Origin of the sequence: Serratia sp. LACPHL-BACT-2024-00286, assembly GCF_043109535.1 — a bacterium.
In the GTDB taxonomy this organism is placed as follows: domain Bacteria; phylum Pseudomonadota; class Gammaproteobacteria; order Enterobacterales; family Enterobacteriaceae; genus Serratia; species Serratia sarumanii.
In genome coordinates, this window is the sequence record NZ_JBICNA010000003.1 from 486,071 (window position 1) to 512,867 (window position 26,797).

General features: G+C 61.1%; 27 protein-coding genes. 3 read left to right on the top strand and 24 right to left on the bottom strand.

Going from position 1 to position 26,797, the window contains the following annotated elements:
• Positions 1-2 precede the first annotated feature (2 nt).
• Positions 3-2,369 (bottom strand): TIM-barrel domain-containing protein, encoded by a 2,367-nt coding sequence (locus tag ACF8MC_RS11990; protein WP_164105151.1) that lies wholly within the window; start codon positions 2,367-2,369, stop codon positions 3-5.
• 11 nt (positions 2,370-2,380) lie between these two features.
• The gene (locus ACF8MC_RS11995) at positions 2,381-3,691 is read right to left on the bottom strand and encodes an MFS transporter (protein ID WP_060423900.1); all 1,311 of its coding nucleotides are present in this window, start codon (positions 3,689-3,691) and stop codon (positions 2,381-2,383) included.
• Positions 3,692-4,049: 358 nt separating this feature from the next.
• On the opposite strand from ACF8MC_RS11995, the gene ACF8MC_RS12000 reads away from it, so the two are divergent.
• The 3 genes from ACF8MC_RS12000 to ACF8MC_RS12010 all read left to right on the top strand — a co-directional run bounded on the left by ACF8MC_RS12000 (position 4,050) and on the right by ACF8MC_RS12010 (position 6,561).
• Positions 4,050-5,132 carry a LacI family DNA-binding transcriptional regulator gene (locus ACF8MC_RS12000; protein ID WP_060436591.1) on the top strand — a complete coding sequence of 361 codons (1,083 nt, stop codon included), beginning with the start codon at positions 4,050-4,052 and terminating at the stop codon, positions 5,130-5,132.
• 62 nt (positions 5,133-5,194) lie between these two features.
• Complete coding sequence (locus tag ACF8MC_RS12005) at positions 5,195-6,220, top strand: M4 family metallopeptidase (protein WP_060436590.1); 1,026 nt, start codon at positions 5,195-5,197, stop codon at positions 6,218-6,220.
• Positions 6,220-6,561 carry a protealysin inhibitor emfourin gene (locus ACF8MC_RS12010; protein WP_033635587.1) on the top strand — a complete coding sequence of 114 codons (342 nt, stop codon included), beginning with the start codon at positions 6,220-6,222 and terminating at the stop codon, positions 6,559-6,561. Before ACF8MC_RS12005 ends, ACF8MC_RS12010 begins: the two co-directional genes overlap by 1 nt.
• Positions 6,562-6,565: 4 nt before the next feature.
• Here the strand turns inward: ACF8MC_RS12010 and ACF8MC_RS12015 are convergent, their stop codons facing one another.
• From ACF8MC_RS12015 to trmJ, 22 genes are all read right to left on the bottom strand, one after another.
• Positions 6,566-6,787 (bottom strand): zinc ribbon domain-containing protein, encoded by a 222-nt coding sequence (locus tag ACF8MC_RS12015; protein ID WP_039568530.1) that lies wholly within the window; start codon positions 6,785-6,787, stop codon positions 6,566-6,568.
• A gap of 12 nt (positions 6,788-6,799) precedes the next feature.
• Positions 6,800-7,756, bottom strand: a complete 957-nt coding sequence (locus ACF8MC_RS12020; protein WP_033648913.1) for an AEC family transporter — start codon at positions 7,754-7,756, stop codon at positions 6,800-6,802.
• A gap of 99 nt (positions 7,757-7,855) precedes the next feature.
• Complete coding sequence (gene der, locus ACF8MC_RS12025) at positions 7,856-9,346, bottom strand: ribosome biogenesis GTPase Der (RefSeq protein ID WP_047570926.1); 1,491 nt, start codon at positions 9,344-9,346, stop codon at positions 7,856-7,858.
• Between the two features lie 131 nt (positions 9,347-9,477).
• Positions 9,478-10,659 (bottom strand): outer membrane protein assembly factor BamB, encoded by a 1,182-nt coding sequence (gene bamB, locus ACF8MC_RS12030; RefSeq protein ID WP_047570924.1) that lies wholly within the window; start codon positions 10,657-10,659, stop codon positions 9,478-9,480.
• 11 nt (positions 10,660-10,670) lie between these two features.
• Entirely contained in the window at positions 10,671-11,291 is a 621-nt protein-coding gene (locus ACF8MC_RS12035) for a YfgM family protein (RefSeq protein ID WP_033635592.1), read from the bottom strand.
• A gap of 13 nt (positions 11,292-11,304) precedes the next feature.
• Positions 11,305-12,579, bottom strand: a complete 1,275-nt coding sequence (gene hisS / locus ACF8MC_RS12040; protein ID WP_033635593.1) for a histidine--tRNA ligase — start codon at positions 12,577-12,579, stop codon at positions 11,305-11,307.
• A 139-nt stretch (positions 12,580-12,718) separates the two neighbouring features.
• A complete protein-coding gene (gene ispG / locus ACF8MC_RS12045) occupies positions 12,719-13,840 on the bottom strand; it encodes a flavodoxin-dependent (E)-4-hydroxy-3-methylbut-2-enyl-diphosphate synthase (RefSeq protein ID WP_016929756.1) in 1,122 nt (373 codons plus the stop codon).
• A 47-nt stretch (positions 13,841-13,887) separates the two neighbouring features.
• Positions 13,888-14,862, bottom strand: coding sequence for a cytoskeleton protein RodZ (rodZ, locus tag ACF8MC_RS12050; RefSeq protein WP_004941432.1), 975 nt, complete (start codon positions 14,860-14,862; stop codon positions 13,888-13,890).
• A complete protein-coding gene (gene pilW / locus ACF8MC_RS12055; protein WP_164105150.1) occupies positions 14,852-15,601 on the bottom strand; it encodes a type IV pilus biogenesis/stability protein PilW in 750 nt (249 codons plus the stop codon). The genes rodZ and pilW overlap by 11 nt, the downstream gene beginning before the upstream one ends.
• Positions 15,602-15,699: 98 nt before the next feature.
• Complete coding sequence (locus tag ACF8MC_RS12060) at positions 15,700-16,896, bottom strand: bifunctional tRNA (adenosine(37)-C2)-methyltransferase TrmG/ribosomal RNA large subunit methyltransferase RlmN (protein ID WP_004941426.1); 1,197 nt, start codon at positions 16,894-16,896, stop codon at positions 15,700-15,702.
• Positions 16,897-17,128: 232 nt separating this feature from the next.
• On the bottom strand, positions 17,129-17,554 hold the full coding sequence (ndk, locus tag ACF8MC_RS12065; protein ID WP_004941424.1) for a nucleoside-diphosphate kinase: 426 nt from the start codon (positions 17,552-17,554) through the stop codon (positions 17,129-17,131).
• Between the two features lie 162 nt (positions 17,555-17,716).
• Entirely contained in the window at positions 17,717-18,547 is an 831-nt protein-coding gene (gene sseB / locus ACF8MC_RS12070; RefSeq protein ID WP_033635596.1) for an enhanced serine sensitivity protein SseB, read from the bottom strand.
• 90 nt (positions 18,548-18,637) lie between these two features.
• On the bottom strand, positions 18,638-19,933 hold the full coding sequence (gene pepB / locus ACF8MC_RS12075; protein ID WP_047570920.1) for an aminopeptidase PepB: 1,296 nt from the start codon (positions 19,931-19,933) through the stop codon (positions 18,638-18,640).
• A gap of 300 nt (positions 19,934-20,233) precedes the next feature.
• Positions 20,234-20,434 carry a Fe-S cluster assembly protein IscX gene (iscX, locus tag ACF8MC_RS12080; RefSeq protein ID WP_006327336.1) on the bottom strand — a complete coding sequence of 67 codons (201 nt, stop codon included), beginning with the start codon at positions 20,432-20,434 and terminating at the stop codon, positions 20,234-20,236.
• A gap of 32 nt (positions 20,435-20,466) precedes the next feature.
• Positions 20,467-20,802 (bottom strand): ISC system 2Fe-2S type ferredoxin, encoded by a 336-nt coding sequence (gene fdx / locus ACF8MC_RS12085; RefSeq protein WP_004941417.1) that lies wholly within the window; start codon positions 20,800-20,802, stop codon positions 20,467-20,469.
• A gap of 2 nt (positions 20,803-20,804) precedes the next feature.
• Positions 20,805-22,655 (bottom strand): Fe-S protein assembly chaperone HscA, encoded by a 1,851-nt coding sequence (gene hscA, locus ACF8MC_RS12090; protein ID WP_164105149.1) that lies wholly within the window; start codon positions 22,653-22,655, stop codon positions 20,805-20,807.
• A gap of 32 nt (positions 22,656-22,687) precedes the next feature.
• Positions 22,688-23,209 (bottom strand): co-chaperone HscB, encoded by a 522-nt coding sequence (hscB, locus tag ACF8MC_RS12095; RefSeq protein WP_047570915.1) that lies wholly within the window; start codon positions 23,207-23,209, stop codon positions 22,688-22,690.
• A gap of 62 nt (positions 23,210-23,271) precedes the next feature.
• The gene (gene iscA / locus ACF8MC_RS12100; protein ID WP_004941410.1) at positions 23,272-23,595 is read right to left on the bottom strand and encodes an iron-sulfur cluster assembly protein IscA; all 324 of its coding nucleotides are present in this window, start codon (positions 23,593-23,595) and stop codon (positions 23,272-23,274) included.
• A gap of 54 nt (positions 23,596-23,649) precedes the next feature.
• On the bottom strand, positions 23,650-24,036 hold the full coding sequence (iscU, locus tag ACF8MC_RS12105; protein WP_033635600.1) for a Fe-S cluster assembly scaffold IscU: 387 nt from the start codon (positions 24,034-24,036) through the stop codon (positions 23,650-23,652).
• A 24-nt stretch (positions 24,037-24,060) separates the two neighbouring features.
• Positions 24,061-25,275, bottom strand: a complete 1,215-nt coding sequence (iscS, locus tag ACF8MC_RS12110) for a cysteine desulfurase (RefSeq protein ID WP_016929764.1) — start codon at positions 25,273-25,275, stop codon at positions 24,061-24,063.
• A 54-nt stretch (positions 25,276-25,329) separates the two neighbouring features.
• Positions 25,330-25,824, bottom strand: coding sequence for a Fe-S cluster assembly transcriptional regulator IscR (iscR, locus tag ACF8MC_RS12115; protein WP_004941404.1), 495 nt, complete (start codon positions 25,822-25,824; stop codon positions 25,330-25,332).
• Between the two features lie 193 nt (positions 25,825-26,017).
• Positions 26,018-26,752: a tRNA (cytosine(32)/uridine(32)-2'-O)-methyltransferase TrmJ gene (trmJ, locus tag ACF8MC_RS12120; protein ID WP_025303916.1), complete on the bottom strand. Its 735-nt coding sequence runs from the start codon at positions 26,750-26,752 to the stop codon at positions 26,018-26,020.
• Positions 26,753-26,797 lie beyond the last annotated feature (45 nt).

Sequence of the window (26,797 nt, forward strand, 5' to 3'; positions counted from 1 at the left end):
CCCTACTCCAGCGTAAAACGCTCGCCCGGTTCGCCGTTCACCCACAGCGCGCGCATTTCGCCTTCCGGCAGGCTGAGCGCCAACGTGCGCCAGGCCGGGCGGAAACGCCCTTCCGTCGTGATATCCAGCATGATGCGCTGATGGTCGCAGCGCATTTCCCAACGCAGCCACAGCGCATCGCCCTGTCGCCAGCCTTCGCTTTCACCGTCGTCCTCAAACAACAGCCCGCTGCTTGCGCCGCAGCCCTTGAGCGGAAACAGCCGCAGCTCGCGCCGATCGTCGGCGGCAACGTCCACATGCGCCAGCCGCTGCGACAGCGGCAGCGCCGCCCCGGCGCGCACCAGCAGCGGCAGACGCTCCAGCGGCGCCGCCAGCGTCACCGTCTGGCCGCCGCCGAACCATTGGCCGCTGTAGAAGCAGTACCAGCCCTCACCGTTGTCCGGCAGATATACCGAACGCCGGCGCTGCCCCGGCTCCACCACGCTGGCCACCAGCAGATCGCGACCGATCAGAAAATCGTCATTCTCGCCGAAGGTGCGCACATCCTGTTCATGATCGAGGAAGGTCGGGCGCAGCATCGGCTCGTCGTCGGCGCAGGCCTGCCACAACAGGGTGTAGAAATACGGCAGCAGCCGGTAACGCAGGTTGATCGCCTCGCGCACCGCCGGGGTGGCGGCCGGGTACATCCAGGGCTCGTTGACCGTGGCGTCGTCGTTCCAGGAGTGGATGGTGAAACGCGGATGCATCACGCCGTTTTGCACCCAGCGCACCAGCAACTCCGCATCCGGTTTGTCGCCCGAGAAGCCGCCGACGTCGTGGCCAAGGTTATACAGCCCGGACAGGCTCATGCCCAGCCCCATGCGGATGTTGTAGCGCAGCGTCTGCCAGCTGGTACGGTTGTCGCCGCTCCAGGTCTGCACGTAGCGCTGCATGCCGGCGCAGCCGGAGCGCGAGATCAGGTACGGCCGCTTCTGCGGCGCGAAGCGCTGCTGGGCCTCCATCGAGGCGCGCATCATCAGCAGCGGCATCACCGGGCGGATGTGCTTGATGGCGATCGGCCGCCCGAAGCCGTGGCAGCGCGCTTCGCCATCCCACACTTCGTATTCGTTGTTGTCGTTCCAGGTCGAGTCGATGCCCATCTCCAGCAGTTGCTGCGTGACGCCCCGCTGCCACCAGCGCACCGCCGCAGGGTTGGTGAAGTCGAGGTGCGATCCTTCGTCGTCCCAAAAGCTGGAGCGCTCGGGCGCGTCGCTTTGCGAATCGCGGATAAACAGCCCCTGCGCCGCCACCTCCTGATACTGCGGGTGATCCTGCAGCAGGCACGGCTTGATGTTGGCCGCCAGCCTGAGGCCGGCGTCGTGAAACGCCTGGCTCAGTTGCTTGGGCTGCGGCACCTTGTCGTAGTTCCAGTTGAACACGTAGCGCTTGTTGTTGATCGAGGTGTAGCCCGACGACAGCTGGAAGGAGTCGCAGGGAATGGCGTGTTGACGGCACAGCGCGATGAACTGCTGCAGCTGCTGCTGGGCGTCCGGCGCGTCGGTGTAGTGCATGGTCGAACCGCTGTAGCCCAGGCTCCACTTCGGCCCGAAGTGGGTGCGGCCGGTCAGGCGCACGAAGGCCTTGGTGACGTCCAAGACCTTCGGCCCGAGGAACAGGTAGTAATCCAGATCGCCCGCTTCGGCCTGATAGCGGCGATAGGCCGCGTGGTAGTTGTCGATCTCGTTGCCCAGATCCAACCAGCTGCTGCTCAGGTTGTCGTAAAACAGGCCGAAGCTCGCCTCCGGCCCGCGGGTGATGGTAAACGGAATGTGCTTGTACAGCGGATCGGTGCTGGCGGCGTTGTAGCCCATCGCGTCCAGATTGCGCATCTCGAAGCGGCGGCCGGTGCGCTCCAGATCGCCGGCTTTTTCCCCCAGGCCGTAATAGCGCTCATCGGCGAAACGCCGCTGGTAGTGCGCTACGCCGTCGCCGTGCACATTGAGCAGGTAGGCGCTGGTCGGCCGGTCCGCCGCCAGCGGCCGCCATTCGCCGGCGGCGTTGCAATATTCCCATTCCAGCCACAGCGGCTGGTGCACCGTCACGCGCAGCAGCGGCGTGCTGACCACCAGCCGATCGCCCTCCTGGCGCAGCTGGTAGCCCGGCAAGCTGAAGCCGGCGACGCTGAGCCGATCGCGCCCCTCCCAGGGCACATCCTCCTGCGGCGCGATGCTCCAGGTGCGATCCAGCGCCAGTTCGCCCTCACGTTTGATCAACACGCGGAACAGACCGTCTTCCAGCACGTACAGGCAGAAACGGTGGCGTTCATCGACCAGCAGCTCAACGTGGTCGGCATGCTGCGCCGCCAGCGTCCAGTTTTTCAAGGTTTTCATAAGCATTCCACTTAGCTGTGTGAAGGTGTTTTCTTACCGCCGCGTTCGGCGATCAGGGCAATCAGGAACAGGGCGCCGATCAGATCGAAGAAGCCCATGGCGATGAACAGCGGGTTGAAGCCGATGGTGTCGGACACCGCGCCGATCAGCAGCGTGAACAGGAAGCTGGCGATCCAGGCGCTGGATCCGCGCATGCCGTTGACCGTCGCCATCTGGTTTTTATCGAACGACTCCACCACCAGCGCGCTGAGCATGCAGGAGATCACCTGGTGGCCGAAGCCGCCGATCGAGATCAGCGCGATCGCCACATAGGGATCTTGGGTGATCGCCACGAACGCCAGCGACACCATCAGGAAAGCGCCGGTCACCGAGCTGGCGACCACCGAGTTGACGCGGCTGCAGCCGAACCATTTGCGGTACAGGGTGGTGAGATAGCCGCTGGCGACGCTGCCGATATCCGCCGCCAGGAACGGCAGCCAGGCGAACATCGCGATCTGTTTCAGATCCATGCCGCGTTCAGTGGCCAGGTACAGCGGCACCCAGAAGCTGAATACCGCCCAGGCCGGCTCGGCGAGGAAGGCCGGGATGGCGATGCCGTAAAACTTCTTGTTCTTGCACAGGCTGGCCAGCGAGGTGAAGAACGGCAGCTTAGGCAGCACCGGCTCGTTGTCTTCGCGGATCAGATCCAGCTCTTGCTGGCTGAGGTTCGGGTGCTGCTGCGGCGAATGGTAGAACAGCCACCACAGCACCACCCAGATCAGCGCCAGCCCGCCGGAGAACAGGAAGGCGCCCTGCCAGCCGAAGGAGACGTGAGCGATGACGATGATCGGCGGTGCCAGCATGGCGCCGATGGAGAAACCGACGCCCGCCCAGCCGGCGGCGATCGGCCGCTCCTTCTTCGGAAACCAGTCGGAGATCGCCTTGGCGTTGGCCGGGGTGGCCGCCGCCTCCGCGCCCCCCATGAAGAAACGCAGAATGGCCAGTTGCAGCCAGCTGCCGGCGCCGGCGTGCAGCATGCACACCACCGCCCAGATGCCGGCACAGATCAGAAAGCCCATCTTCAGGCCGATAACGTCGATCAACCAGCCGCAGATCGGCTGAAACACCGTGTAGGCCAGCTGGAACGACGCCACCACCCAGGCATATTGCTCGGTGCTCATATTCAGGCTGGTTTTCAGCTCCGGCGCCAGAATGCCCAGCGAGTTGCGGGTGATGTAGTTGACCGTGACGCCCAGCAAGAACAGCGCCAGCATCCACCAGCGCAGCGATTTGAACTTGCGCCGGCCGCTCTGCGCGACCGCCTGATTGATCTCCACACTCATCGGTTCTCTCCCCGCGGCCGCCGACTACGGCGACGCGCGTTTTGGTAGGGTACGTTGTGCTATCAAACACGGGGCGGTGAAAACGGGTCGGCGCCGTATCACTGGCCGACAGACAATCACAACCCCATGATTTATTTTTGTTTTCATTTTCGCACACCGTTAAAATTGGACTGACAGGTCGCTAAAATTGGTGTACCAATGCAGACTACTCAGCGAGAGCGCGCAGCGAAACGCTGTTTTTTGCAAAGATTTTCACAGGTGGGTGAAAAAATAGTCATAATGACCAAGAAATCCGGTCAAGACACTGAAAATCTGCAATGAAAATATTCTCACGGACGAATTTGAAGGAGATCACAGAATGAACGGAAAGCTGAAAATTCAGGAGATCGCTCGCCAAACCGGGCTGTCGATCAGCACCGTTTCCCGCGTGCTGGCAGGCAAGGCCAACACCAGCGCCGAGGCGCGCCGCAAGGTGCTGGACTGTGCGCAGCAAAACGGCATTCTGCAGGGCATTTCCAGCGGCCGGCTGATGCTGAACAACGTGATGGTGTTCGCGCCGCAGCGCGCGTTCGACGTACGCACCGACATCTTCTACTACAAGGTCATTCAGGGTATCGCCGCCGCGCTGATGGAGCACGAGGTGCGCATCCGCTACTGCGGGCTGGAAGAGCAACACAGCGACGGCGCGCTGTTTCTGGAAAAGATGAGCGACCCGCACACCGAAGCGGCGCTGATCATCGGCATCGACGACGAGCATATCCACACCCTGGCCGCCGATCTGCACAAGCCCTGCGTGCTGATCAACTGCAGCGATCGGCAGATGCGGCTGGACAGCGTCTCACCGGATCATCAGCTGATCGGCGACTATTCCGCCAGCTACCTGTTTCAGCAGGGGCACAGCCATATCCTCAATCTGCAATGCCTGCGCCGCCACACCATGGAGCTGCGGCTGGCGGGCATCCGCCAGGCCTACGCCCGACATCATCTGCCGTTCGACGACGGCCGCCATCTGATCACCACCTCCGGCTTCGGCGGCGAAGAGGCCGAGCAGGCGCTGACCACCTATCTCGATGGCATCCACGGCCACGCCCCGCTGCCGACGGCGATCCTGGCCGGCGGCGACTACATGGCGGTCGGGGCGGTCAAAGCGCTCAACAAGCGGGGGCTGAGCGTGCCGGGTGACGTCTCGGTGATGAGCACCGACGGCTTCAATCTGGCGGAAATCCACGATGTGCCGCTGACCTCGGTGCAGGTGCCGCGCGACGAGCTGGGCTACGAGGCGATCCAGCTGCTGCAGCGGCGCATGCTGCGCGCCGACGCGCCGCCGTGCAATCTGCTGCTGCACGGCCGGCTGGCGGTGCGCGCCTCGGTGCGGCGCATCAGCCCGCACAAGACCGCGCCGGCGGTGAGCACGCATGACCACAGGCTTTATGACGAGTAGGCTACACTTAGGCACAGTGCATTCATTCGATGAGGTAAAATTTTTGCCTAAGGAGAGCCACTATGCCAGCCCAGCGCATGCGTTCCGTCATTCCTCCCTACATGCTGCGCCGCATCATTGAACACGGCAACGCCCCGCAGCGCGACTGCGCGCTGCACACGCTGAACCACGTGCAAAGCCTGCTCGGCAACAAGCCGCTGCGTTCGCCGACCGAGAAAAACGCCCGAGCCGGTGAAGCGCTCCGCGATATCTACGACGCCCAGAACGGCACCCAGCTGCCCGGCAAACAGGTGCGCAAAGAGGGCCAGCCCAGCAACCACGACGTGGCGGTGGACGAAGCCTACGACTATCTCGGCGTCACCTACGATTTCTTCTGGCAGGCCTACCGCCGCAATTCACTGGATAACCAGGGGCTGCCGCTGGTCGGCAGCGTACACTACGGCAAGGAGTACCAGAACGCCTTCTGGAACGGCCAGCAGATGGTGTTCGGCGACGGCGACGGCGAGATCTTCAACCGTTTCACCATCGCCATCGACGTGGTCGGCCACGAGCTGGCGCACGGCGTGACCGAGAGCGAAGCCGGGTTGATCTACTACCAGCAGTCCGGGGCGCTCAACGAGTCGTTGTCCGACGTATTCGGCTCGTTGGTCAAGCAGTTCCACCTGCAGCAAACCGCCGATAAAGCCGACTGGCTGATCGGCGCCGGGCTGCTCGCCGAGGGCATCAAAGGCAAAGGGCTGCGCTCGATGTCGGCACCCGGCACCGCCTACGACGATCCGCTGCTGGGCAAAGACCCGCAGCCCGCCAGCATGAAGGATTATATCCAGACCAAGGAAGACAACGGCGGCGTGCACCTCAACTCCGGCATCCCCAACCGCGCCTTCTACCTGGCGGCGACGGCGCTGGGCGGCTTCGCCTGGGAGAAAGCCGGCTACGTCTGGTATGACACGGTGTGCGACAAAGCGCTGCCGCAAAACGCCGACTTCGCCACCTTCGCCCGCACCACGGTGAAACATGCGCTAGCGCGTTTCGACCAGAGCGTGGCGGACAAGGTGCAGCAAGCCTGGCATCAGGTGGGGGTGGAATAATGAAACCGCTGCCGACGCTCAATCAGGATACGGTCATTGAGCTGGCGCGCGAGGGAGGCTTCGCCTACATTCCCAAACTGGCGGGCCAGCGCCGCATCGCGCTGGCCGATATCACGCCGGAGCAGCGGCAGCGCCTGAATCAGTTGCTGAACCAGACGCTGCCCTATGCGCAGGAAGAAGGCCAGCCCACCTCCCCCGGCTGCGGCGACCAGCGCTACTACCGCGTGCAAATCAACTACACCAGCCCCACCCTGAGCACTGAGATCGTGCTGTTAATCCCGGAAAGCAGCGCGCCGCAGGCGCTGGTGGATCTGTGGAAAACCGGCCAGGTGGATGAGTGAGGGCTTACAGCGGCTGATAGCTGAAATTCACCCGTTTCTTGGAGATCAGCCCATGCCCGTGCTGGCACAGGTAATCCACCGCCCCGCAGGCTTTCAATTCTTGCAGCGGCTGCCCGCACGCCGGGCAGCTCGCCAGCTGCCGATAATCGCGCTGGCAGGCTTCACAATGGTAGTGACCCGCTACCCACTTCATGGTCTGACGGCATTGCGGACAGTGCGCTTCCATAACGACTCCAGGTTAAATCGCGCCCCATGAGCGCAAGAAATAAATCCCCAACGCGGTGGTGAAGAACGAACCGACGGTGGTGATGGCGATAATGTTGGCCGCCAGCGTGGCGTTGCCGCCCATGGCGCGCGTCATCACATAGCTGCCCGACGCGGTCGGCGTGGCGGAAAACAGGAAGATAATGCCCAGCGCCGCCCCCTGAAACCCGCACAGCCAGCCGGCCAGCGTCATCAGGCACGGCACCAGAAACAGCTTGGCCGCCGACGACAGCGCCGCCACGTTGGACGAGCGGAACATGGCGCGAAAATCCAGGCTGGCGCCGGTGCACAGCAGCGCCAGCGGCAGCGACAGCGCAGAGATATAGCTGCCGGTCTGGCGGATCACGGTCGGGATGCCCAGCCCGGTTTGCGCATACAGCAGCCCGCACACCAGGCCGATGATCAGCGGGTTGGTAACGATGCTGCGCAGCAAAGACAGGTGGCTGATTTTCTTGCCCTGCCCGCCCTGCAGGCTGCGCGTTAGGGTGATGACCGACAGTATGTTGAACAGGATCACCGTCACCGTCAGGTACAGCGAAGCGAGCGCAATGCCTTCGCTGCCGTAGGCGGTCATGGCGTAGGCCAGGCCAACGATGGCGGTATTGGCGCGGAAACCGCCCTGCACGAACACCCCGCGCTCACGCGGTTCTTTCACCAGCCACTTGGCGGCCAGCTCCAGGAGCAGGAAGGTCGCCAGCGTGCCGACCGCGCCGAACAGCACCAGCGGCAGGTTGCCGAGCAGCTGCGGGTGGTTGGTGGCGATGCTGAAAAACAGCAGGCATGGCAGCGCCAGATTGAACACCAGGCGGGTCGCGCCGTCGACGAAGCGGTCATCCATCAGGCGCCAATGGCGCAGCAGGATCCCCAGCAGCATCATCAGCAGATTCGGCACGGTGACGTTAAACGCAAAACTCCAGGTTTCCCAGGACATGGTGTTCCTTCAGGCAGGCGAGGTAATCTTCAGATAATAAAACGATTTCGGGCCAATAAAAAAGGGGCGCGGCATCACTGCCGCGCCCCTCATGAGCGATTACTTGCTCTTTTTCAGGTGGCTCATCAGGCGCTTGCGCTTACGCATCTGGGTCGGCGTCAGCAGGTTGCGTTTGCCGGCGAACGGGTTGTCGCCCTCTTTGAACTGGATGCGGATCGGCGTCCCCATCACGTTCAGCGAGCGGCGGAAGTAGTTCATCAGGTAGCGTTTGTACGAATCGGCCAGATCGCTGACCTGGTTGCCGTGGATCACCACGATCGGCGGGTTGTAACCGCCGGCGTGAGCGTATTTCAGCTTCACGCGGCGGCCGCGCACCAACGGTGGCTGGTGATCGTCAACCGCCATCTGCATGATTTTGGTCAGCATCGAGGTGTTTACGCGACGGGTTGCGCACTCGTAGGCTTCCTGCACCGATTCGAACAGGTTGCCGACGCCGCTGCCGTGCAGCGCGGAAATGAAGTGCACGCGCGCGAAGTCAACGAAGCCCAGACGCAGGTCGAGCATCTCTTTCACGTGCTCGCGATCTTCTTCGCTCATGCCGTCCCACTTGTTGACCGCAATCACCAGTGAGCGCCCACTATTGAGGATAAAGCCGAGCAGCGAGAGATCCTGATCGGAGATGCCTTCACGCGCGTCGATCACCAGCAGCACAACGTTGGCGTCTTCAATCGCCTGCAGGGTCTTGATCACCGAGAACTTCTCGACGGTTTCAGTCACCTTGCCGCGTTTACGCACCCCGGCGGTGTCGATCAGCACATATTCGCGTTCGTCGCGCACCATCGGAATGTAGATGCTGTCGCGGGTGGTGCCCGGCATGTCATACACCACCACGCGCTCCTCGCCGAGGATACGGTTAGTGAGCGTAGACTTACCGACGTTCGGGCGGCCGACGATCGCCAGCTTGATCGGCAAATCCTGCGGGTTGAACGCTTCTTCCGGCTCTTCGTCGTCTTCGCCTTCCAGCGTTTCCCCGTTTTGCTCGGCCCAGTAAGCGGCGTTGGCCTCTTCCTCGGTCAGCTCGACGTCTTCCGGTTTTTCCGGCACGAACGGCACCAGCACGTGTTCGATCAGTTGGGTCACGCCACGACCGTGGGAAGCAGCGATAGCGAACACTTCACCCAGGCCGAGCGAGTAGAAATCGGCGGTGGCGGTGTCAGGATCCAGACCGTCGGTCTTGTTGGCCACCAGGAAGGTCGCCTTCTGGCGGCTGCGCAGGTGCTGGGCGATGCCCTGATCCGCCGGCATCAGGCCGGCGCGGGCGTCGACCATGAACAGCACGATGTCCGCCTCTTCGATCGCCAGCAGCGACTGACCGGCCATGCGCGTTTCAACGCCGTCTTCGGTGCCGTCGATACCGCCGGTATCGACGATGATGAATTCATTGCCTTCGATTTCAGCACGACCATACTTGCGGTCACGCGTCAGCCCCGGGAAATCCGCCACCAGCGCATCGCGCGTATGGGTTAAACGGTTGAACAAGGTGGATTTACCCACATTCGGGCGCCCGACCAGCGCGACGACAGGTATCATTGTTGAAGCCTCATTACTTAATAATCAATGCGTTACTGCACTGTGGATAGACACCAGCGGTACAGCTTATAAAAATACGAAACGGCCCCTGAACATTCAGGAGCCGTTTTCAAGCCTTGCGACGAGCGGCGTTAGCGGGTGAAAGCGTAAACTTTCCCGCCGCGAGCCTGGATGATCAGCTTGTCGCTGGCCACCATCGGCGCAGACAGGAAGCCGGAGCTGTCCACTTCCTGCTGGGCGACAAAACGGCCATCGGTGGTGTTAATCCAGTGCAGATAGCCTTCGGCGTCACCGGTCACCAGATAACCATTATACATCACCGGCGGCGTCAGGTTGCGGTGCAGCAGATCGCTCTGCGTCCACACGGTCACGCCGCCTTCGGTGCTGAGCGCGACGACGCGATCGTTCTGGTCGATCAGGTAGATGCGGCCCGCGTCGACGATGAAATCGTTCACCGAACCCAGCTCGCGTTTCCAGATAATCTGGCCGGAACGCAGATCCAGCGCCGTCAGGTTGCCGTTGTAGCCCAGCGCGTAGACCACGCCGTCAACGATCACCGGCGTGGTGTCCACGTCGTTCAGGCGATCGATTTCGGTCGCGCCGCTCGGCTGAGAAATACGCTGTTGCCAGATCAGTTGGCCCTGCTGCATCAGCACGGCGCTGACGCGGCCGTTGTCACCGCCGACGATGGCGGCGCCAAAGGCGACGGCCGGCGCGGATTCACCGCGCAGCGACAGCGAAGGCATGTCCAGGTTAACCGTCCATTTCACCGCGCCGTCGGCTTCGTTCAGCGCCTGCAGCATGCCGTTGGAGGTGTGCACCAACACCATGCCGTCGCTGACAACCGGACGGGAGATCGCTTCGCCGGCCACTTTGGTCTGCCAGGCGATGGCGCCGTCGGCGGTGTTCAATGCGTAAACCACCGCTTTTTCGCTGCCGACGTAAACCTTGTCACCCGCGACCGTCAGGCCGCCCGACAGCAGCGCAGACAGGTTGCTGGAGAAGAAGCCGGTCTTCTCGGAGAGATTAACCTTCCACTTCTCGTTGCCGCTGTCGGCGTCCATCGCTTTCACGATGCCGAAGCGATCGGCGGCGTAAATGGTGCTGTCCTGATAGGCCGGACGCAGGTGGGAGTAATACTCACCGATGCCGTCGCCCACCGAGGTGCTCCACGCCTTGCTCGGCGTAAACTGATTTTCAACTTTCGGCAACGGCGACATGGTAACCACGTCTTCTTCGCTGTTAAACAGCGAGCAACCACTCAGCAAGGCAGCGGAAACCAGTCCGACCAAGAGTGTTTTACGCAATTGCATGGGAATTCCCCTTAGCTGGACAAGTTATTCAATTTCATGCGCAGCAGAACCTGCAGCGCCTGAGAAGCGTTGGACTCAATGCCTTTGCTGTAAGCTTCGCGCGCGCCCTTGGCGTCGCCCTTGGCCAGCAGCACATCGCCGCGCACATCCTGCATCATCGCCGCCCAGCCTTCGCCTTTCACGCCATCCAGCGTTTTCAGCGCTTCATCCAGCTTTTTCTCCTGCAGCTGGACGCGCGCCAGACGCAGGTCGATCATCGCCAACAGGTTGTCGTCTTTGGTCTGGCCCTGCGCCAGCGCCAATTGCTGTTCCGCCTTGGCGAAATCATTCTGTTCGACAAAGTGCTTGGCCAACTGCAGCGCGGCCAATACGCCGTAGCTGTTACCGTTAGCCTGGACAAATTTCTCCGCGGCAGCCACGTCATCCGGCTTGCCGGCCGCCAGACGATCGCTGGCTTCCTGATAGGATTGCGACGCAGCCATCATGTTGGAGTTTTCATGGCTCTGCCAGTAACGCCAGCCAACCAGGGCACCAATTCCGAGCACCACGCCCACCGCCAGCGCTTTGCCGTTCTCGGCAAAGAACCGACGCAGTGCGTCGACTTGTTCGTTTTCAGTGGTATAGACTTCCACGGTGTCCTTCTCCTTAACCTAACATCAAAGCCAGACGCGCAGCGACTTCGCTTTGCGCCAGCGTTTCTTGTTCACCACTGCGCAGGTCTTTCACCACCACCTGCTGCGCCGCCACTTCGCTCTCACCCAGGATCAGCGCGATGCGCGCGCCCCATTTGTCCGCACGGGTGATCTGCTTCTTGAAGTTGCCGCCGCCGTAATTGGTCATCAGCTTCAGCTGCGGCGCCGCGTCGCGCACCTGTTCAGCCAGCTGCATCGCCGCGCTCTGGGTGCCCGCGCCGGAAGAGATGACGTACACGTCGATAGCCGACGGCGCCTTGAATTCCGGGTTAACCGCCTGCACCAGCAACACCAGGCGCTCGAGGCCCATGGCGAAACCGACTGCCGGGGTAGCACGGCCGCCCAATTGCTCGACCAGGCCGTCGTAACGGCCGCCCGCGCAGACGGTGCCCTGCGCGCCCAGGCTGGTGGTTACCCACTCAAACACGGTGCGGTTGTAGTAATCCAGACCGCGCACCAGGCGCTCGTTAACGGTATATGGGATACCTGCCTGCGCCAAAAGTTCACACAGACCGGCGAAGTGAGCACGGGATTCTTCGTCCAGGTACTCGGACAGGCGCGGCGCGTCGTTCAACAGCGCCTGCACCTCAGGATTCTTGGAGTCCAGCACGCGCAGCGGGTTGCTGTACATGCGGCGTTTGCAGTCTTCGTCCAGCACCTCAACGTGCTGCTCCAGGAACGCCACCAGCGCGTCGCGGTAGTTGGCGCGCGCCTCCAGCGAACCGATGGAGTTCAGCTCCAGCTTGACGTGCTCGGCGATGCCCAGCGCTTTCCACCAGCGGGCCGTCAGCAGGATCAGCTCGGCGTCGACGTCCGGGCCTTGCAGGCCGAACACTTCCGCGCCCAGCTGATGGAACTGACGGTAACGGCCCTTCTGCGGGCGCTCATAGCGGAACATCGGGCCGATGTACCACAGACGCTGTTCCTGATTGTACAGCAGACCATGTTCGATGCCGGCGCGCACGCAGCCGGCCGTCCCTTCCGGACGCAGCGTCAGGCTTTCGCCGTTGCGGTCTTCGAAGGTATACATCTCTTTTTCCACGACGTCGGTCACTTCACCGATCGCGCGTTTGAATAACGGGGTCTGCTCTACAATCGGCAACCGGATTTCGCTGTAACCGTAGCTGCCCAGCACCTGCTTAAGGGTGCCTTCAATACGCTGCCATAATGCCGTTTCTTCCGGCAGGTAGTCGTTCATGCCGCGAATGGCTTGAATGTTCTTTGCCACGTGAGTTCTCTGTCCGTTGTCTGTAAAAATGAACCTGATTATAGGGACTTTGCCGCCCGGTATTCAACGCGGATGCGGTTTTCTGCCCTTCAGGTTCATAAACAAGCGGGCCAACAGGCCCGCCGTGTAGCGATAACGCTTATTTTTCCAGCAGATTGACCGTGATGCGGTTGCTTTCGTCCATCATCGCGGCCTTGGCGCGAATTTTCGCTTCCAGCTGGTCGATCATCTGTTCGTTGTCGAAACGCTCTTTCTGGCGCACGCCGTCTTCATAGAAGCCGCTCTTCTTGTGGCCGCCGGTCACGCCCATGGTGGACACCAGCGCTTCGCCCGGGCCGTTCACCACGCAGCCGATGATCGAAACGTCCATCGGCGTGATGATGTCTTCCAGGCGCTGCTCCAGCGCGTTCACCGTGCCGATCACGTCGAACTCCTGACGCGAACAGGTCGGGCAGGCGATAAAGTTGATACCGCGCGCGCGGATGCGCAGCGACTTCAGGATATCGAAACCGACCTTCACCTCTTCGACCGGATCCGCCGCCAGCGAGATGCGCAGGGTGTCGCCGATGCCTTCAGACAGCAGCATGCCCAGGCCGATGGCCGATTTGACCGACCCGCTGCGTGCGCCGCCGGCTTCGGTGATGCCCAGATGCAGCGGCTGATCGATGCGCGAGGCCAGCAGGCGGTAAGACTGTACCGCCAGGAACACGTCCGACGCCTTGACGCTGACCTTGAACTGGTCGAAGTTGAGGCGATCGAGGATGTCCACGTGGCGCATGGCGGATTCCAGCAGCGCTTCCGGCGTAGGTTCGCCGTACTTTTCCTGCAGGTCTTTCTCCAGCGAGCCGCCGTTGACGCCGATGCGAATCGGGATGTTCTTGTCGCGGGCGCAGTCCACCACCGAGCGAATGCGCGATTCGTTGCCGATGTTGCCCGGGTTGATGCGCAGGCAGTCTACGCCGTATTCGGCAACCTGCAGCGCGATGCGATAATCGAAGTGGATATCGGCGACCAGCGGCACGTTGACCTGCTGCTTGATCAGCTTGAACGCCTCGGCGGCGTCCATGGTAGGAACCGAAACGCGGACGATGTCGACGCCCACGCGCTCCAGCGCTTTGATCTGATTAACCGTTGCTTCAACATCGGTGGTACGGGTGTTGGTCATCGACTGCACGGCAATCGGCGCGCCATCACCAATAGGCACCTTGCCGACGTAAATGCGTGTAGATTTTCGACGGTTGATGGGCGCTTGGTTATGCATTACTTACTCTCCATTGCTGCTCTGACATCACGACCGGTGCCGCGCGATTACTGCGCGGCGACGGTCAGGCGAGCAACACGGTTTGACTTAACGAACCGGCTTAAATCAACCGGTTTACCCTGATACTGGATCTGAACTGCCGCCGGCGCGCCGATGGTCAGTTTATACGGCGCAGTGCCGGTCAGGTTCAGCTTGCCGCCCTGCTTCTGGGTGCCGCTGAACAGCGTCTTACCGCTCGCGTCGGTCACCTGCAGCCAGCAGTCGGCGGAGAAATCCATCACCAGCGCATTCGGATCGGCCGCCGGCGCAGCCACGCCCGCATCGGCGGTCGGCAACGGCGCTTGTGCCGCCGGCGCGGTTTCCGGCAGGGTGGTCTGGCTTGGCGACACCACGGCAGGCTGCTGCTGAGCCGCACTCGGCGCCTGGGCGGTCGCCGCCGGCGCCTGAGCCGCTGCGCCAGTATCGGCCGGCGCGGCGCTGTTGTCGGTCAACGGCACGTTGGTGCCGGCATCGGCATTGCCGTCGGTCAGCGGCACGGACTGCCCTTCGTTATTCTGCGAAAGCTGCGCGGAGGACTGATCGGCCATGGTGGCGATCTCTTCCTGCTGGGCCTTGTGGTTTTGCCACCACCAGGCGCCGGTCAGGCCGATCACCACGAACACGATAAGCCAGGTGAAGCTCATCAGCCAGCCGTCGCGTTTCTTGCGGCGCTTGCCCAGCGAGAAGCTTTGCATCGGCGCCACTTTCGCCATCTTCAACGGCGCCTGCTTGGCCAGCATCGGCAGCAGTTCGTCTTCCGGCAAATGCACCAGCTTGGCGTAGGAACGGATGTAGCCGCGCACGAAGGTGGACGCGAGGTCAGCGGACACGCTGTCTTCCTCGATATCGCGCACGGTGGACATTTTGAGACACAGGCGTTCTGCAACGGTCTGTTGGCTCAGCCCGAGTTGCTCACGGGCTTGACGCAGGCGCTGGCCCGTCGTCATGGATACGGTTTTATCTTGGGAGGCTTCAGTATTCATTAGCTAAGAACTGCTGGTACTGTTTGGATTGTGGAAAACTTCGCGCTAGCTGCTTGCCATAGCGTTGAACGCTATCCTGACGGCCGGCTAACGCGGCGAAACGAATCTGTAACCATAAGCTGCTGGCGCTGGCCGGCAGAACATGCTGATAAACATCCAATAAAAGTTGCGACTGGGCGCGCTTCCCTTCTCCAAATTGCTTTTCGGCCTCCGCCAACAGCGGAGTGCCTTTGTCCGGATCGACTTTCAGCGCGCGGCTCAACAGCGTGCGCGCCTCATCGTTTTGTCCGGCCTTGAGAAAACAGTAACCTGCGTTTTCCAGGCTGTCGGCGACCTGGCCATAATCGGGCGCCAGCGCCGCAGCGCTAAACTGCTGTTGCGCCGGTACATACTGCCCTAAACCGCAAAGAAACGCACCGTAATTATTCAATACGGTGCCATTGCCCGGCGCAAGTTTGAGCGCTTGCCGATAACGCTGTTCGGCCGCGGCATTTTCACCGATCCGCTGTTCATAGAGCGCCATGCCCAACTGCGTGCGGTAATCCTGCGGGGCCGCGTCCAGCGCCTTTTCCAGGTTCTGGCGCGCGGCGTCCATATCGCCTTGCTGCAGGTACTCCAGGCCCAGCTGCAACCGCGTTTGGCCCGCCTCAGAGACTTGCGCTTCCTTTTCCGGCGTTGAACCGGAACACCCGGCCAACAACCCGGCCGCCAGCCACACACCCCACAGTTTCAGCTTCATGCCCGCATTCATTTCCTTATCGGCCGTCAGCTAACGCCCGCCAGCGACACGCTTTCGCATAACAGGCTGTTAGATAACAAAAAATGGTGCTATAGGATTCAGACCGCCCGTACGTTGATAGGTTCCCCGGCCATTTTCTTCTTCAGGGTACGCTTGGTACGGTCGATCACTTCACCCGCCAGTTGCCCGCAGGCGGCGTCGATATCGTCACCACGGGTTTTACGAACAATAGTCGTAAAGCCGTATTCCATCAACACCTTGGAGAAACGATCCACCCGGCTGTTGGAGCTGCGGCCGTAAGGGGCGCCCGGGAACGGGTTCCATGGGATCAGGTTGATCTTGCACGGCGTGTCTTTCAGCACTTCCGCCAGCTGATGCGCATCGTCGGTGCTGTCGTTGATATGATCCAGCATCACGTACTCGACGGTCACGCGGCCCTGATTGGCGTTGGATTTCTCCAAATAGCGACGCACCGCGGACAGGAAGGTCTCGATGTTGTACTTGCGATTGATCGGCACGATCTCATCGCGGATGGTGTCGTTCGGCGCGTGCAGCGAGATCGCCAGCGCCACGTCGATCATGTCGCCCAGCTTGTCCAGCGCCGGCACCACGCCGGAGGTAGACAGGGTCACGCGGCGTTTGGACAGGCCAAAGCCGAAGTCGTCCAGCATGATTTCCATCGCCGGCACCACGTTGTTCAGGTTGAGCAGCGGCTCGCCCATCCCCATCATCACCACGTTGGTGATCGGGCGTTGGCCGGTCACCTTCAGCGCGCCGATGATTTTCGCCGCGCGCCACACCTGGCCGATGATTTCCGACACGCGCAGGTTGCGGTTGAAGCCCTGCTGCGCCGTCGAACAGAATTTGCACTCCAGCGCGCAGCCTACCTGCGAGGAGACGCACAGCGTCGCGCGGTCGGCTTCCGGGATGTACACGGTTTCGACCTGCTGATCGCCGACTTTAATCGCCCACTTGATGGTGCCGTCGGCCGAACGCTGTTCTTCCGCCACTTCCGGCGCGCGGATTTCCGCCACGCGTTGCAGCTTGCCGCGCAGGACTTTGTTGATGTCGGTCATCTGCTCGAAATCGTCGCAGCAGTAGTGGTAAATCCACTTCATCACCTGATCGGCGCGGAACGGTTTCTCGCCCATTTCGGCGAAGAACTCGCGCATTTGCTGGCGGTTCAGGTCCAGCAGGTTGATTTTGGCCGCAGCCGGTTGCTCCACGTTAACGGAGGGGGTAGTCAGCGAATTATTTTCAGACACGGTGTGCTCGGACGTGATGGGTTCTAACATAATGATCTCTGGCCTCGTTATTACACGTTATGGCGCTAAAGAATGGACAGTAAGTTGTGCATTTCAGCCCGCATGATTCGGGTGGCGGCACTAAAAACACGCCCCTGACAAGTCGTCTTATCAGGGGCGCGGCATTGTACAAATTTTAGTAGCGGGTGGCTACGGCTGAAAGGCATTCAGGGCATTTTTATTGTTTCAGCCGGTGAATGCCTGGCTATCAGCAACGGCACGATTAACGTGCGCAGATTTCGCTTTCGTTGAAGAAGTAAGCGATTTCGCGCTGTGCGGATTCAACGGAGTCGGAACCGTGCACGGCGTTAGCGGTGAAGCTGTCCGCGTAGTCGGCACGCAGGGTGCCTGCCAGCGCGTTGTCCGGGTTGGTTGCGCCCATGATGTCACGGTTGCGCTGCACGGCGTTTTCAGATTCCAGAACCTGCACCATGATTGGGCCGGAGGTCATGAACTCAACCAGACCGTCGAAGAATGGACGGCCTTTGTGCTCAGCGTAGAAGCCTTCAGCTTGCTCGCGAGTCAGACGCAGCATTTTAGCGGCGATGATTTTGAAACCGGCGCGCTCGAAACGCGCATAGATAGCGCCGATGTCGTTGTTGGCTACAGCGTTTGGTTTAACGATGGAAAAGGTACGTTCTACGGTCATGATGGCCTCTGTATGACTTCCAAAACAGGCCGGTCTGCAATGTTGCCGGCCTTCTCAAGTGGCGCAGATTATATGTGCGCCGTTAACGCTTGCCTACGGGAAAATCAACATTTCATTAAAAAAATATGATCTTCATGATTCATTTTCGACCACGCGGCGGCGCTACTGGGTCTTGTCGGTAGACGGGATCAAATTGCGCAGCCAGCTGCCCCAGCGGCGCTGATAAAACGGCTGCGTATGGGAGATCAGATAGTGGCTGATGCCGCGCTCGTTCTCCGACACTAGGCAGAAATCCACCGGTTCGTCGTTCGGCGCCGTTTCGCTGGCGACGCTGCCGGCCTCGTTGATCAACGCCTCGATCTCCGCCGGCTCGGCGTCCACTTCCAGCCCGATCAGCAGATTCGGCTTCTCGTCCGCCGCCTGGTCGTGCATCAGCGCCAGAAACGCGCGGCGCACCGGCTTGCGCTGGCTGAACAGCGTGGTCAACGCGTCCACCATCGCCGACGGATACTCTTCGGGCTGCCCCAGCAGGATTTGGGTCTCTTTATCGACGTAATGCTCCACCGGTTTGACGACGCCGCCGGTCGCCAGCAGCATCGCCACCTCTTCCGGATAGAACTCCTTGCCGTACTCCGCCTTCGGGTTGAGGAACAGATCCGCACCCTGGGTGATTTCGAACAGCACCCGCGCCGGCATGGCGATGAACGGCTGTTCGTCCTCAACGGCTTTCTGCAGCGCTTCCAGCGAGGTGAAGAACGGAATGATGCTGCCGCCGTCCTGCTTCTCCCAATGCTGGATATTGACCGGCGTATCCGCGTTCAGCGCGATGTCACCGTCCTGCTGCACCTGCTCGCTGTCGCCGAGGATCAGCACCGTGGCATCGAGCAGTTCACGGAAGAACGCCGGGCGGTGGGCCGGCTCCGTCACCGCCAGCTTCAGCAGGCGTTCAAGTTCGTTTTCGCTCGGGGCGGCATCGTGATGATGGGCACTCATGGCAAACTCCAGGGATCAAATAGCGAGGCCCCAGCATGCTGGGCCCCGAAGATAATGCGCATTCTAGCGCCCGACGCGGCGGGCGTTCAATTATTTGGCTTTGCTCAGCAGCAGGTTGGCCAGGGTACGCACGCCCAAACCGGTCGCGCCGGCCGACCACTGATCCACCGCGCCTTTGCGGTAGGTGGCGGAACAGTCGATGTGCAGCCAGCCTTGCTGGTAATTCTTGACGAAGTGCGACAGGAAGGCCGCCGCGGTGCTGGCGCCGGCGGTGTAGGCCGGGCCGGCCACGTTGTTCAGCTCGGCGAAGTTGGACGGCAGCTGGCTGCGGTGGAACTCGGCCAGCGGCAGACGCCAGAACGGCTCTTGCTCGGCGGTGGCGCTGTTCAGCAGCTCCTGCGCCAGCGCGTCGTCGAAGCTGAACAGCGCATGGTAGTCGTTGCCGACCGCGGTTTTGGCGGCGCCGGTCAGGGTGGCGCAGTCGATAATCAGCTGCGGGTTCTGCTCAGAAGCGTCGATCAGGCCGTCGGCCAGCACCAGGCGCCCTTCCGCATCGGTGTTCATCACCTCAACGGTTTTGCCGTTGCGGTAGCGAATGATGTCGCCCAGTTTGAAAGCGTTGCCGCTGACCATGTTGTCGGCGCAGCACAGGTACAGTTTCACGCGCTGCTTCAGGCCGCGCGCCGCCGCCAGCGCCAGGGCGCCGGTGATGGTGGCCGCACCGCCCATGTCAGCCTTCATCGAGTCCATAAAGGCGCTCTGTTTCAGGCTATAACCGCCGGTATCGAAGGTGATGCCCTTGCCGACCAGGCAGGCGAACACCGGTGCGTCCGGATTACCGGTCGGGTTGAAGTCCAGCGCCAGCAGCACCGGTGGGCGCTCGGAGCCGCGGCCGACGGTGTGGATGCCGGCATAGTTCTGCTCGCGCAGATCTTCGCCCTTGGTGATGCGGTAGCTGACGGCATCGCAGCCGACGTCGCACATCAGATCGACGGCGCGGGTCGCCAGTTGCTCCGGCCCCAGCTCTTCCGCCGGCATGTTGATGGTGTCACGCACCCAGTCAACGATCTTCAGGCGCTTATCCAGCTCCTGACGTGCGGCTTCCGGCAGCTCGGCCCATTCGACGTTGCGCTGCCCTTTCGGCCCGCGGTAGCCCTGCCAAAACGCCCAGCTGTTTTCCAAGTCCCAACCGTCGCCGGCCAGCTTGACGTTTTTGATGCCCTGACCGTCAATTTTGCGGCCCGCGCGCTGGATCGCGCCCAGCTTGTCGGTGCCGGTCAGGTGAATGGTCATCCCTTCGCCGTTGGTGCTGAGCAGCGCTTTTTCGCCCCAACGGGCGTCGGCAGGTTGTTGCGACAGCGTGACCTGCATGAATTCTGTTGTCATAGCCTTCTTACTCCGGATGTTCCCTTTATTATTTCATTAGGGCTTTATTGCATACCCTATGGATTTCAAATTGCAGCTAGGCGCCCAGCGATCTCATCCCCAGGAGCTTACTCAGGTAAGTGACTGGGGTAAGACAAATCTGCCGGGAGCAGATTTGAACGCTGCTCGCAGCGGCCCCTTGGGGCGTGGCCCACGGATGGGCCACGTAACTACGTGCAGGTAACAACGCTGCGGTTTGAAAGACGACGGGTATGTCGGATACAAAATAAACGGGCCGCCCATGGCAGCCCGTTACGCTATTTACTCCGCTTCATCTAACCAGACCAGCAGGATCGCTTCCAGTATTTTTTCGTTGGAAGCCTGCGGATCGTCGTCGAACTCTTCCAGATCGCAGATCCACTGATGCATGTCGGTAAAACGCACGGTTTTCGGATCGGTGTCCGGGTATTGGTCGTACAGGGCTTCGCCGATTTCTCGGCTGTCGGTCCACTTCAGTCCCATTATGATCTCCGGGTTGGCGCTGCGGCTAACAATTAATGCTCACGCGCGTGGTTGACGGTGTAGCGCGGCATTTCGACCACCAGATCTTCGTCGGCGACCAGCGCCTGGCAGCTCAGACGGCTTTCCGGCTCCAGCCCCCAGGCCTTGTCCAGCATGTCGTCTTCCAGCTCGCTGCTCTCTTCCAGCGAATCGAAGCCTTCACGCACGATGCAGTGGCAGGTGGTGCAGGCGCAGGATTTCTCGCAGGCGTGCTCGATTTCAATGCCGTTGCGCAGCGCAACGTTGAGGATCGACTCCCCTTTTTCAGCTTCCAGAACCGCCCCTTCCGGGCAAAGATCTTGATGGGGCAGGAAAACAATTTTAGGCATGGTTAAACCTCATCCACAGAATGGCCAGCCAGCGCGCGGCGAATGGAAGCGTCCATGCGGCGCGCGGCAAAATCTTGCGTTTGTGCATCTAATGTTTTGATGGCGTCTTCGATAGCGGCGGGATCTTCCCCCTCCACCGCCTGCTGCAACGCCTGGGTCGCGGCGGCGATCGCCTGGCTTTCCGCCTCGCTCAGCAGCGCGGCGTCGCTGGCCAGCGCGCCCTGCAGGCTTTCCAGCACCCGCGCGGCTTCCACGCGTTGCTCCGCCAGCTTGCGCGCGCCCACGTCGCTTTGCGCGTTGGCCATCGAATCCTTGATCATGCCGGCGATTTCGCTGTCCGACAGGCCGTACGACGGCTTCACCTGGATCGAGGCTTCCACGCCGGTGGATTTCTCCATCGCGGTGACGCTCAGCAGACCGTCGGCATCCACCTGGAAGGTGACGCGAATGTGCGCGCCCCCGGCAGGCAGCGGCGGCAGGCCGCGCAGCGTGAAACGCGCCAGCGAACGGCAGTCCTGCACCAGCTCGCGCTCGCCCTGCAGCACGTGGATCATCATCGCGCTCTGGCCGTCTTTAAAGGTGGTGAATTCCTGCGCGCGCGCCACCGGAATGGTGGTGTTGCGCGGGATCACTTTTTCCACCAGACCGCCCATGGTTTCGAGGCCCAGCGACAGCGGGATCACGTCCAGCAGCAGCATGTCGCTGTCCGGCTTGTTGCCCACCAGAATGTCGGCCTGGATCGCGGCGCCAATGGCGACCACTTTATCCGGATCGATCGACGTCAGCGGCGTGCGGCCGAAGAAAGCGCCCACCTGCTCACGCACCAGCGGCACGCGGGTGGAACCGCCGACCATCACCGCTTCCAGCACCTCGTCGGCGGCGACGCCGGCGTCTTTCAGCGCGCGGCGGCAGGCCATCAGCGTGCGTTTCACCAGCGGGGCGATCAGCGCTTCGAACTGGGCGCGGGTCACCTCGCCCTGCCAGCCGGCCACCTCGACGCGCACGCTGTCGGCATCGCTCAACGCGATTTTAGCGGCGATGGCGGCGTCCAGCAGTTGGCGCTGCACGCCGTGGTCGCTGCGATCGGCCACGCTGGCCTGCTCGCGCAGCCAGTCGGCCAGCAGGTGATCGAAATCGTCGCCGCCCAGCGCGGAATCGCCGCCCGTGGCCAGCACTTCGAACACGCCGCGGCTGAGGCGCAGAATGGAGATATCAAAGGTGCCGCCGCCCAGATCGTAAACAGCGATCACCCCTTCCTGGCCGGAATCCAGCCCGTAGGCGATCGCTGCCGCGGTCGGTTCGTTCAGCAGGCGCAGGACGTGCAGGCCGGCCAGACGCGCCGCGTCTTTGGTGCCCTGGCGCTGCGCGTCGTCGAAGTAGGCGGGAACGGTGATCACCACGCCATCCAGCTCCCCTTCCAGCGCCGCTTGCGCGCGCGCGGACAGTGCCCGCAGGATATCGGCGGAGACGCCGACCGGGTTAACCGGGCCGGCGGCGGTGACGATCAGCGGCAGGCCGTTGTCGCTGGCCTGGAATTGATAAGGCAGGTTCGGGTAACGCTGCTGCACGTCCGCCAACGAGCGGCCCATCATGCGTTTGATGGAGCTGACGGTATTGGCCGGATCCTGCGCCGCCTGTTGGCGCGCCTCCCAGCCGACGCGCTGCGCGTCCGCCTGATAATGCACCACCGAAGGCAGCAAATGGCGGCCCAGTTCGTCGGCCAGCGTTTCCGCTTGCCCGCTGCGCACCGTGGCGACCAGCGAGTTGGTGGTGCCTAAGTCGATGCCGGCGGCCAAGCGTCGCTGGTGCGGCGCGGCGCTGAGGCCAGGCTCACTAATTTGTAATAAGGCCATGTTGAAGCTTCCACAATCAGAATCAGAAGGTGTTACTCAAAACCCAGCAGTTTTTCTTCGAGTTGTTCAACCTGTTGCTGGAGTTTGTCCAAAAAGCGCAGCTTGCGCACGGTGTCGGCGGCGTCCGCCCACTGCTCGCCATCCAGCTGCTGCAGCATCAGCGCGCTGCGCTGTTTGATGGAGGCGGCCAGCCGCGCGCCGAAATCGGCCAGCAGGCTTTCCGCCTCCGGCTTGCGCTCAATGGCGTCGAGCTCTTCGCGCAGTTCCAGCTGTTCCATCAGGAACGCGGTGTCGCGCATCGTATGCTGTTCGTTGCCCAGATCGAAGCCGTGCAAAGATAGCATATACTCCGCGCGTTTTAACGGGTGCTTCAGCGACTGGTAGGCTTCGTTGATGGTCGCCGCCTGCTGCAACGCCATCAGGCGTTCGCGCTCCGGCTGGTTGGCGAAACGATCGGGGTGAAATTGGCGCTGCAGATCCTGGAAGCGGGACGCAAGCAGGCTGCCGTCCACGGTGTAGCGAACTGGCAGCCCGAATAAAGTAAAGTAATCCATAGCGTGCTCTGGGCGTTAGCGGATGAAGTTCCCCCGCCGAAACGGGGGAGCACGATGGACTGTCAGACGTTGAAACTCTCGCCGCAGCCGCATTCGCTTGAGACGTTCGGGTTGTTGAACTTGAAGCCTTCGTTCAGGCCTTCCTTAACGAAATCAAGCTCGGTGCCGTCAAGGTAAACCAGGCTCTTGCCGTCGATGATCACCTTGATGCCTTTGTCTTCAAACACGATGTCGTCATCGTTGGCTTCGTCAACAAATTCCAGCACGTAGGCCATTCCGGAGCAGCCGGAAGTTCGCACTCCCAGACGCAGGCCGAGACCCTTGCCGCGGTTCGTCAAAAACGCCTGAACACGCTGCGCAGCGCTGTCGCTCATGGTAATAGACATCACAACCTCACACTTCAAATCAAAGCCCGGCGTGGCCGGGCCGACTCAGACAAATTACTCGGCGCTATGCTTGCTCTTATAGTCGGCAATCGCTGCTTTGATGGCGTCTTCAGCCAGGATCGAGCAGTGAATTTTGACCGGCGGCAATTCCAGCTCTTCGGCGATCTGGGTGTTTTTGATCGCTTCAGCCTGATCGAGCGACTTGCCCTTCATCCATTCGGTCACCAGCGAGCTGGAGGCGATGGCGGAACCGCAGCCGTAAGTTTTAAAGCGCGCGTCTTCGATGATGCCTTCATCGTTAACCTTGATTTGCAGCTTCATGACGTCGCCGCAAGCCGGCGCACCTACCATGCCGCTACCGACGGTAGGATCTTCGTTGTCAAAGGAACCCACGTTGCGCGGGTTTTCATAATGATCGATTACTTTTTCGCTGTAAGCCATGACCTTGCTCCTGAAACCTGAGAATTAATGATGCGCCCATTCGATGCTGTTGATGTCCACGCCCTGCTTGAACATCTCCCACAGCGGAGACAGATCGCGCAGACGGCCGATGGATTTACGCACCAGTTGAATGGTGTAGTCGATCTCTTCTTCCGTGGTGAAACGCCCCAGGGAGAAACGGATCGAGCTGTGCGCCAATTCATCGCTCATGCCCAGCGCGCGCAGCACGTAGGACGGCTCGAGGCTGGCGGAGGTACAGGCTGAACCGGAGGAAACGGCCAGGTCTTTCAGCGCCATGATCAGCGACTCGCCTTCAACGTAGTTGAAGCTGACGTTCAGGATGTTCGGTGCGCCGTGCTCCAGATCGCCGTTCAGATACACTTCTTCCATATCTTTCACGCCGTTCCACAGACGATCGCGCAGGGTGCGCAGACGCGCCATCTCTTCGGTCATCTCTTCTTTGGCGATGCGATAAGCTTCGCCCATGCCGACGATCTGGTGGACAGGCAGGGTGCCGGAACGCATGCCGCGCTCGTGACCGCCGCCGTGTACCTGCGCTTCGATGCGGATGCGCGGCTTGCGGCGCACGTACAGCGCGCCGATGCCTTTCGGGCCATAGATTTTGTGGCCGGAGAACGACATCAGATCGACTTTCAGCTTGCTCAGATCGATAGGCAGTTTGCCCACGCTCTGGGTGGCGTCAACGTGGTAGATGATACCGCGCGCGCGGCACATTTCGCCGATCGCTTCGATGTCCTGCACCACGCCGATTTCGTTGTTGACGTGCATGATGGAGACCAGAATGGTGTCATCGCGCAGCGCCGCTTCGAGATCCTGCAGGCTGATGATGCCGTTGCTCTGCGGCGCCAGATAGGTCACTTCGAACCCTTCGCGCTCCAGCTGACGGCAGGTGTCCAGCACGGCTTTGTGTTCGGTTTTGCTGGTGATGATGTGCTTGCCTTTTTTCTGGTAGAAATTGGCAGCACCTTTGATCGCCAGGTTGTCGGATTCGGTCGCCCCGGAGGTGAAGACGATTTCGCGTGGGTCGGCGCCCACCAGTTCGGCAATTTGGTTACGGGCGATGTCTACCGCCTCTTCCGCCTGCCAACCGAAACGGTGGGAACGGGAAGCCGGGTTGCCGAAAGTGCCGTCCAGGGTCAAAAACTGCATCATCTTCTCAGCAACGCGCGGGTCAACCGGCGTCGTTGCTGAGTAATCCAGATAAATCGGTAATTTCATTGCTCTTGTGCTCCGTACATCACTTCCAAAAACTAAAATAATTTCGCCAGCTGCTTATGCGCGCAGATTAACGTTGATAGTTTCTTGCGGACGACCGTTGGCCGTGCGGCGCGTATCGTTGTTTTGACGATCCGCCACCACCAGCACTTCCTGGTTGTTGACCAGTTCTGCCAGCGTAATGTTGTTCAGGAACCCGCTGATGCGCTCGCTCAGATCGCGCCACAGGGCGTGGGTCAAGCAGCGATCGCCGCCCTGACAGCCTTCTTTGCCCTGGCACCGGGTTGCATCTACCGATTCATCGACGGCAGTGATGACAGCGCCAACGGCGATCTCACCCGCGTCTTTACCCAGCAGATAACCACCGCCCGGGCCGCGCACGCTGGCCACCAGGCCATTCTTGCGCAGACGGGAGAATAATTGTTCCAGATAAGAGAGCGAAATACCCTGGCGTTCGGAAATGTCCGCCAGTGGCACCGGCCCTTCCTGGGAATGCAGCGCTACGTCGAGCATAGCGGTTACGGCATAACGGCCTTTGGATGTCAGTCTCATAGCTCAATGGTTACCTGTTGGTCAAATATGGCCGAAAGTCTGACATTCCTGAGTAAAACAGTCAACTATTTAACCTAGTAATTGACTCAAGTATTAGCACGTTTTGAACTTAGCAAGAACAAAGGTATATAAAATACATGTTATAACCTTTGGATAACTAATACTATTGTCACCCGCCGCTATGCCACATCAATTAATTACCTTGATGTTTATCCTGTTTCTCGATCGACGTCAGCATGCCGCGCAGGATATTCAGCTCCTGCCCTTCCGGGCGCGCGCGGGTGAACAGCCGACGCAGGCGGCTCATCACCTGGCCCGGATGGGACGGGCGAATAAAGCCGGTGCGCTGCAGCGTCTGCTCCAGGTGCTGATAGAAACGCTCGAGGTCATCCACCAGCGGATACGGCGTCTCTTCCAGCTGCGGCGCGCCCGCCTGTTGGCGATCGAGGTAAGCCACGCGCACTTCATACGCTAGGATCTGCACCGCCATCGCCAGATTCAGCGAGCTGTAGTCCGGGTTGGCCGGAATGGCGACGTGGTAGTGGCACTTCTGCAATTCATCGTTGGTCAGCCCGACGCGTTCGCGGCCGAACACCAGCGCCACCGGCGCGTGTTCGCCCTCGTGCACCGCGCGCACGCCGCATTCACGCGGCTCCAGCATCGGCCACGGCAAGGTGCGAGAACGGGCGCTGGTGCCCACCACCAGGCTACAGCCGGCGATGGCGTCATCGAGGGTGTCGACGATAGTGGCGTTGCCGATCACGTCACTGGCGCCGGCGGCCAGGGCGATGGCCTGAGAATCGGGTTTGATCAGCGGATTAACCAGATAAAGGTTTGTTAAACCCATGGTTTTCATGGCTCTGGCGGTCGAGCCCATGTTGCCGGTATGTGAAGTCTCTACCAGAACAATGCGGATATTGTGCAGCATACAAACTCTGAGCGTGGCGGAAAATCGCAGCATCTTAACACAGCC

What these genes read in the sequence shown, in the direction of transcription:
- ndk (WP_004941424.1), bottom strand. Translation starts at nt 17,554, where the DNA reads ATGACCGTAGAACGTACCTTTTCCATCGTTAAACCAAACGCTGTAGCC.
- ACF8MC_RS12005 (WP_060436590.1), top strand. Translation starts at nt 5,195, where the DNA reads ATGCCAGCCCAGCGCATGCGTTCCGTCATTCCTCCCTACATGCTGCGC.
- hscA (WP_164105149.1), bottom strand. Translation starts at nt 22,655, where the DNA reads ATGGCCTTATTACAAATTAGTGAGCCTGGCCTCAGCGCCGCGCCGCAC.
- ACF8MC_RS12010 (WP_033635587.1), top strand. Translation starts at nt 6,220, where the DNA reads ATGAAACCGCTGCCGACGCTCAATCAGGATACGGTCATTGAGCTGGCG.
- sseB (WP_033635596.1), bottom strand. Translation starts at nt 18,547, where the DNA reads ATGAGTGCCCATCATCACGATGCCGCCCCGAGCGAAAACGAACTTGAA.
- ACF8MC_RS11990 (WP_164105151.1), bottom strand. Translation starts at nt 2,369, where the DNA reads ATGAAAACCTTGAAAAACTGGACGCTGGCGGCGCAGCATGCCGACCAC.
- bamB (WP_047570924.1), bottom strand. Translation starts at nt 10,659, where the DNA reads ATGCAATTGCGTAAAACACTCTTGGTCGGACTGGTTTCCGCTGCCTTG.
- ispG (WP_016929756.1), bottom strand. Translation starts at nt 13,840, where the DNA reads ATGCATAACCAAGCGCCCATCAACCGTCGAAAATCTACACGCATTTAC.
- ACF8MC_RS12060 (WP_004941426.1), bottom strand. Translation starts at nt 16,896, where the DNA reads ATGTTAGAACCCATCACGTCCGAGCACACCGTGTCTGAAAATAATTCG.
- hscB (WP_047570915.1), bottom strand. Translation starts at nt 23,209, where the DNA reads ATGGATTACTTTACTTTATTCGGGCTGCCAGTTCGCTACACCGTGGAC.
- iscA (WP_004941410.1), bottom strand. Translation starts at nt 23,595, where the DNA reads ATGTCTATTACCATGAGCGACAGCGCTGCGCAGCGTGTTCAGGCGTTT.
- ACF8MC_RS11995 (WP_060423900.1), bottom strand. Translation starts at nt 3,691, where the DNA reads ATGAGTGTGGAGATCAATCAGGCGGTCGCGCAGAGCGGCCGGCGCAAG.
- iscR (WP_004941404.1), bottom strand. Translation starts at nt 25,824, where the DNA reads ATGAGACTGACATCCAAAGGCCGTTATGCCGTAACCGCTATGCTCGAC.
- ACF8MC_RS12020 (WP_033648913.1), bottom strand. Translation starts at nt 7,756, where the DNA reads ATGTCCTGGGAAACCTGGAGTTTTGCGTTTAACGTCACCGTGCCGAAT.
- iscS (WP_016929764.1), bottom strand. Translation starts at nt 25,275, where the DNA reads ATGAAATTACCGATTTATCTGGATTACTCAGCAACGACGCCGGTTGAC.
- iscX (WP_006327336.1), bottom strand. Translation starts at nt 20,434, where the DNA reads ATGGGACTGAAGTGGACCGACAGCCGAGAAATCGGCGAAGCCCTGTAC.
- pilW (WP_164105150.1), bottom strand. Translation starts at nt 15,601, where the DNA reads ATGAAGCTGAAACTGTGGGGTGTGTGGCTGGCGGCCGGGTTGTTGGCC.
- rodZ (WP_004941432.1), bottom strand. Translation starts at nt 14,862, where the DNA reads ATGAATACTGAAGCCTCCCAAGATAAAACCGTATCCATGACGACGGGC.
- fdx (WP_004941417.1), bottom strand. Translation starts at nt 20,802, where the DNA reads ATGCCTAAAATTGTTTTCCTGCCCCATCAAGATCTTTGCCCGGAAGGG.
- der (WP_047570926.1), bottom strand. Translation starts at nt 9,346, where the DNA reads ATGATACCTGTCGTCGCGCTGGTCGGGCGCCCGAATGTGGGTAAATCC.
- ACF8MC_RS12015 (WP_039568530.1), bottom strand. Translation starts at nt 6,787, where the DNA reads ATGGAAGCGCACTGTCCGCAATGCCGTCAGACCATGAAGTGGGTAGCG.
- trmJ (WP_025303916.1), bottom strand. Translation starts at nt 26,752, where the DNA reads ATGCTGCACAATATCCGCATTGTTCTGGTAGAGACTTCACATACCGGC.
- iscU (WP_033635600.1), bottom strand. Translation starts at nt 24,036, where the DNA reads ATGGCTTACAGCGAAAAAGTAATCGATCATTATGAAAACCCGCGCAAC.
- pepB (WP_047570920.1), bottom strand. Translation starts at nt 19,933, where the DNA reads ATGACAACAGAATTCATGCAGGTCACGCTGTCGCAACAACCTGCCGAC.
- ACF8MC_RS12000 (WP_060436591.1), top strand. Translation starts at nt 4,050, where the DNA reads ATGAACGGAAAGCTGAAAATTCAGGAGATCGCTCGCCAAACCGGGCTG.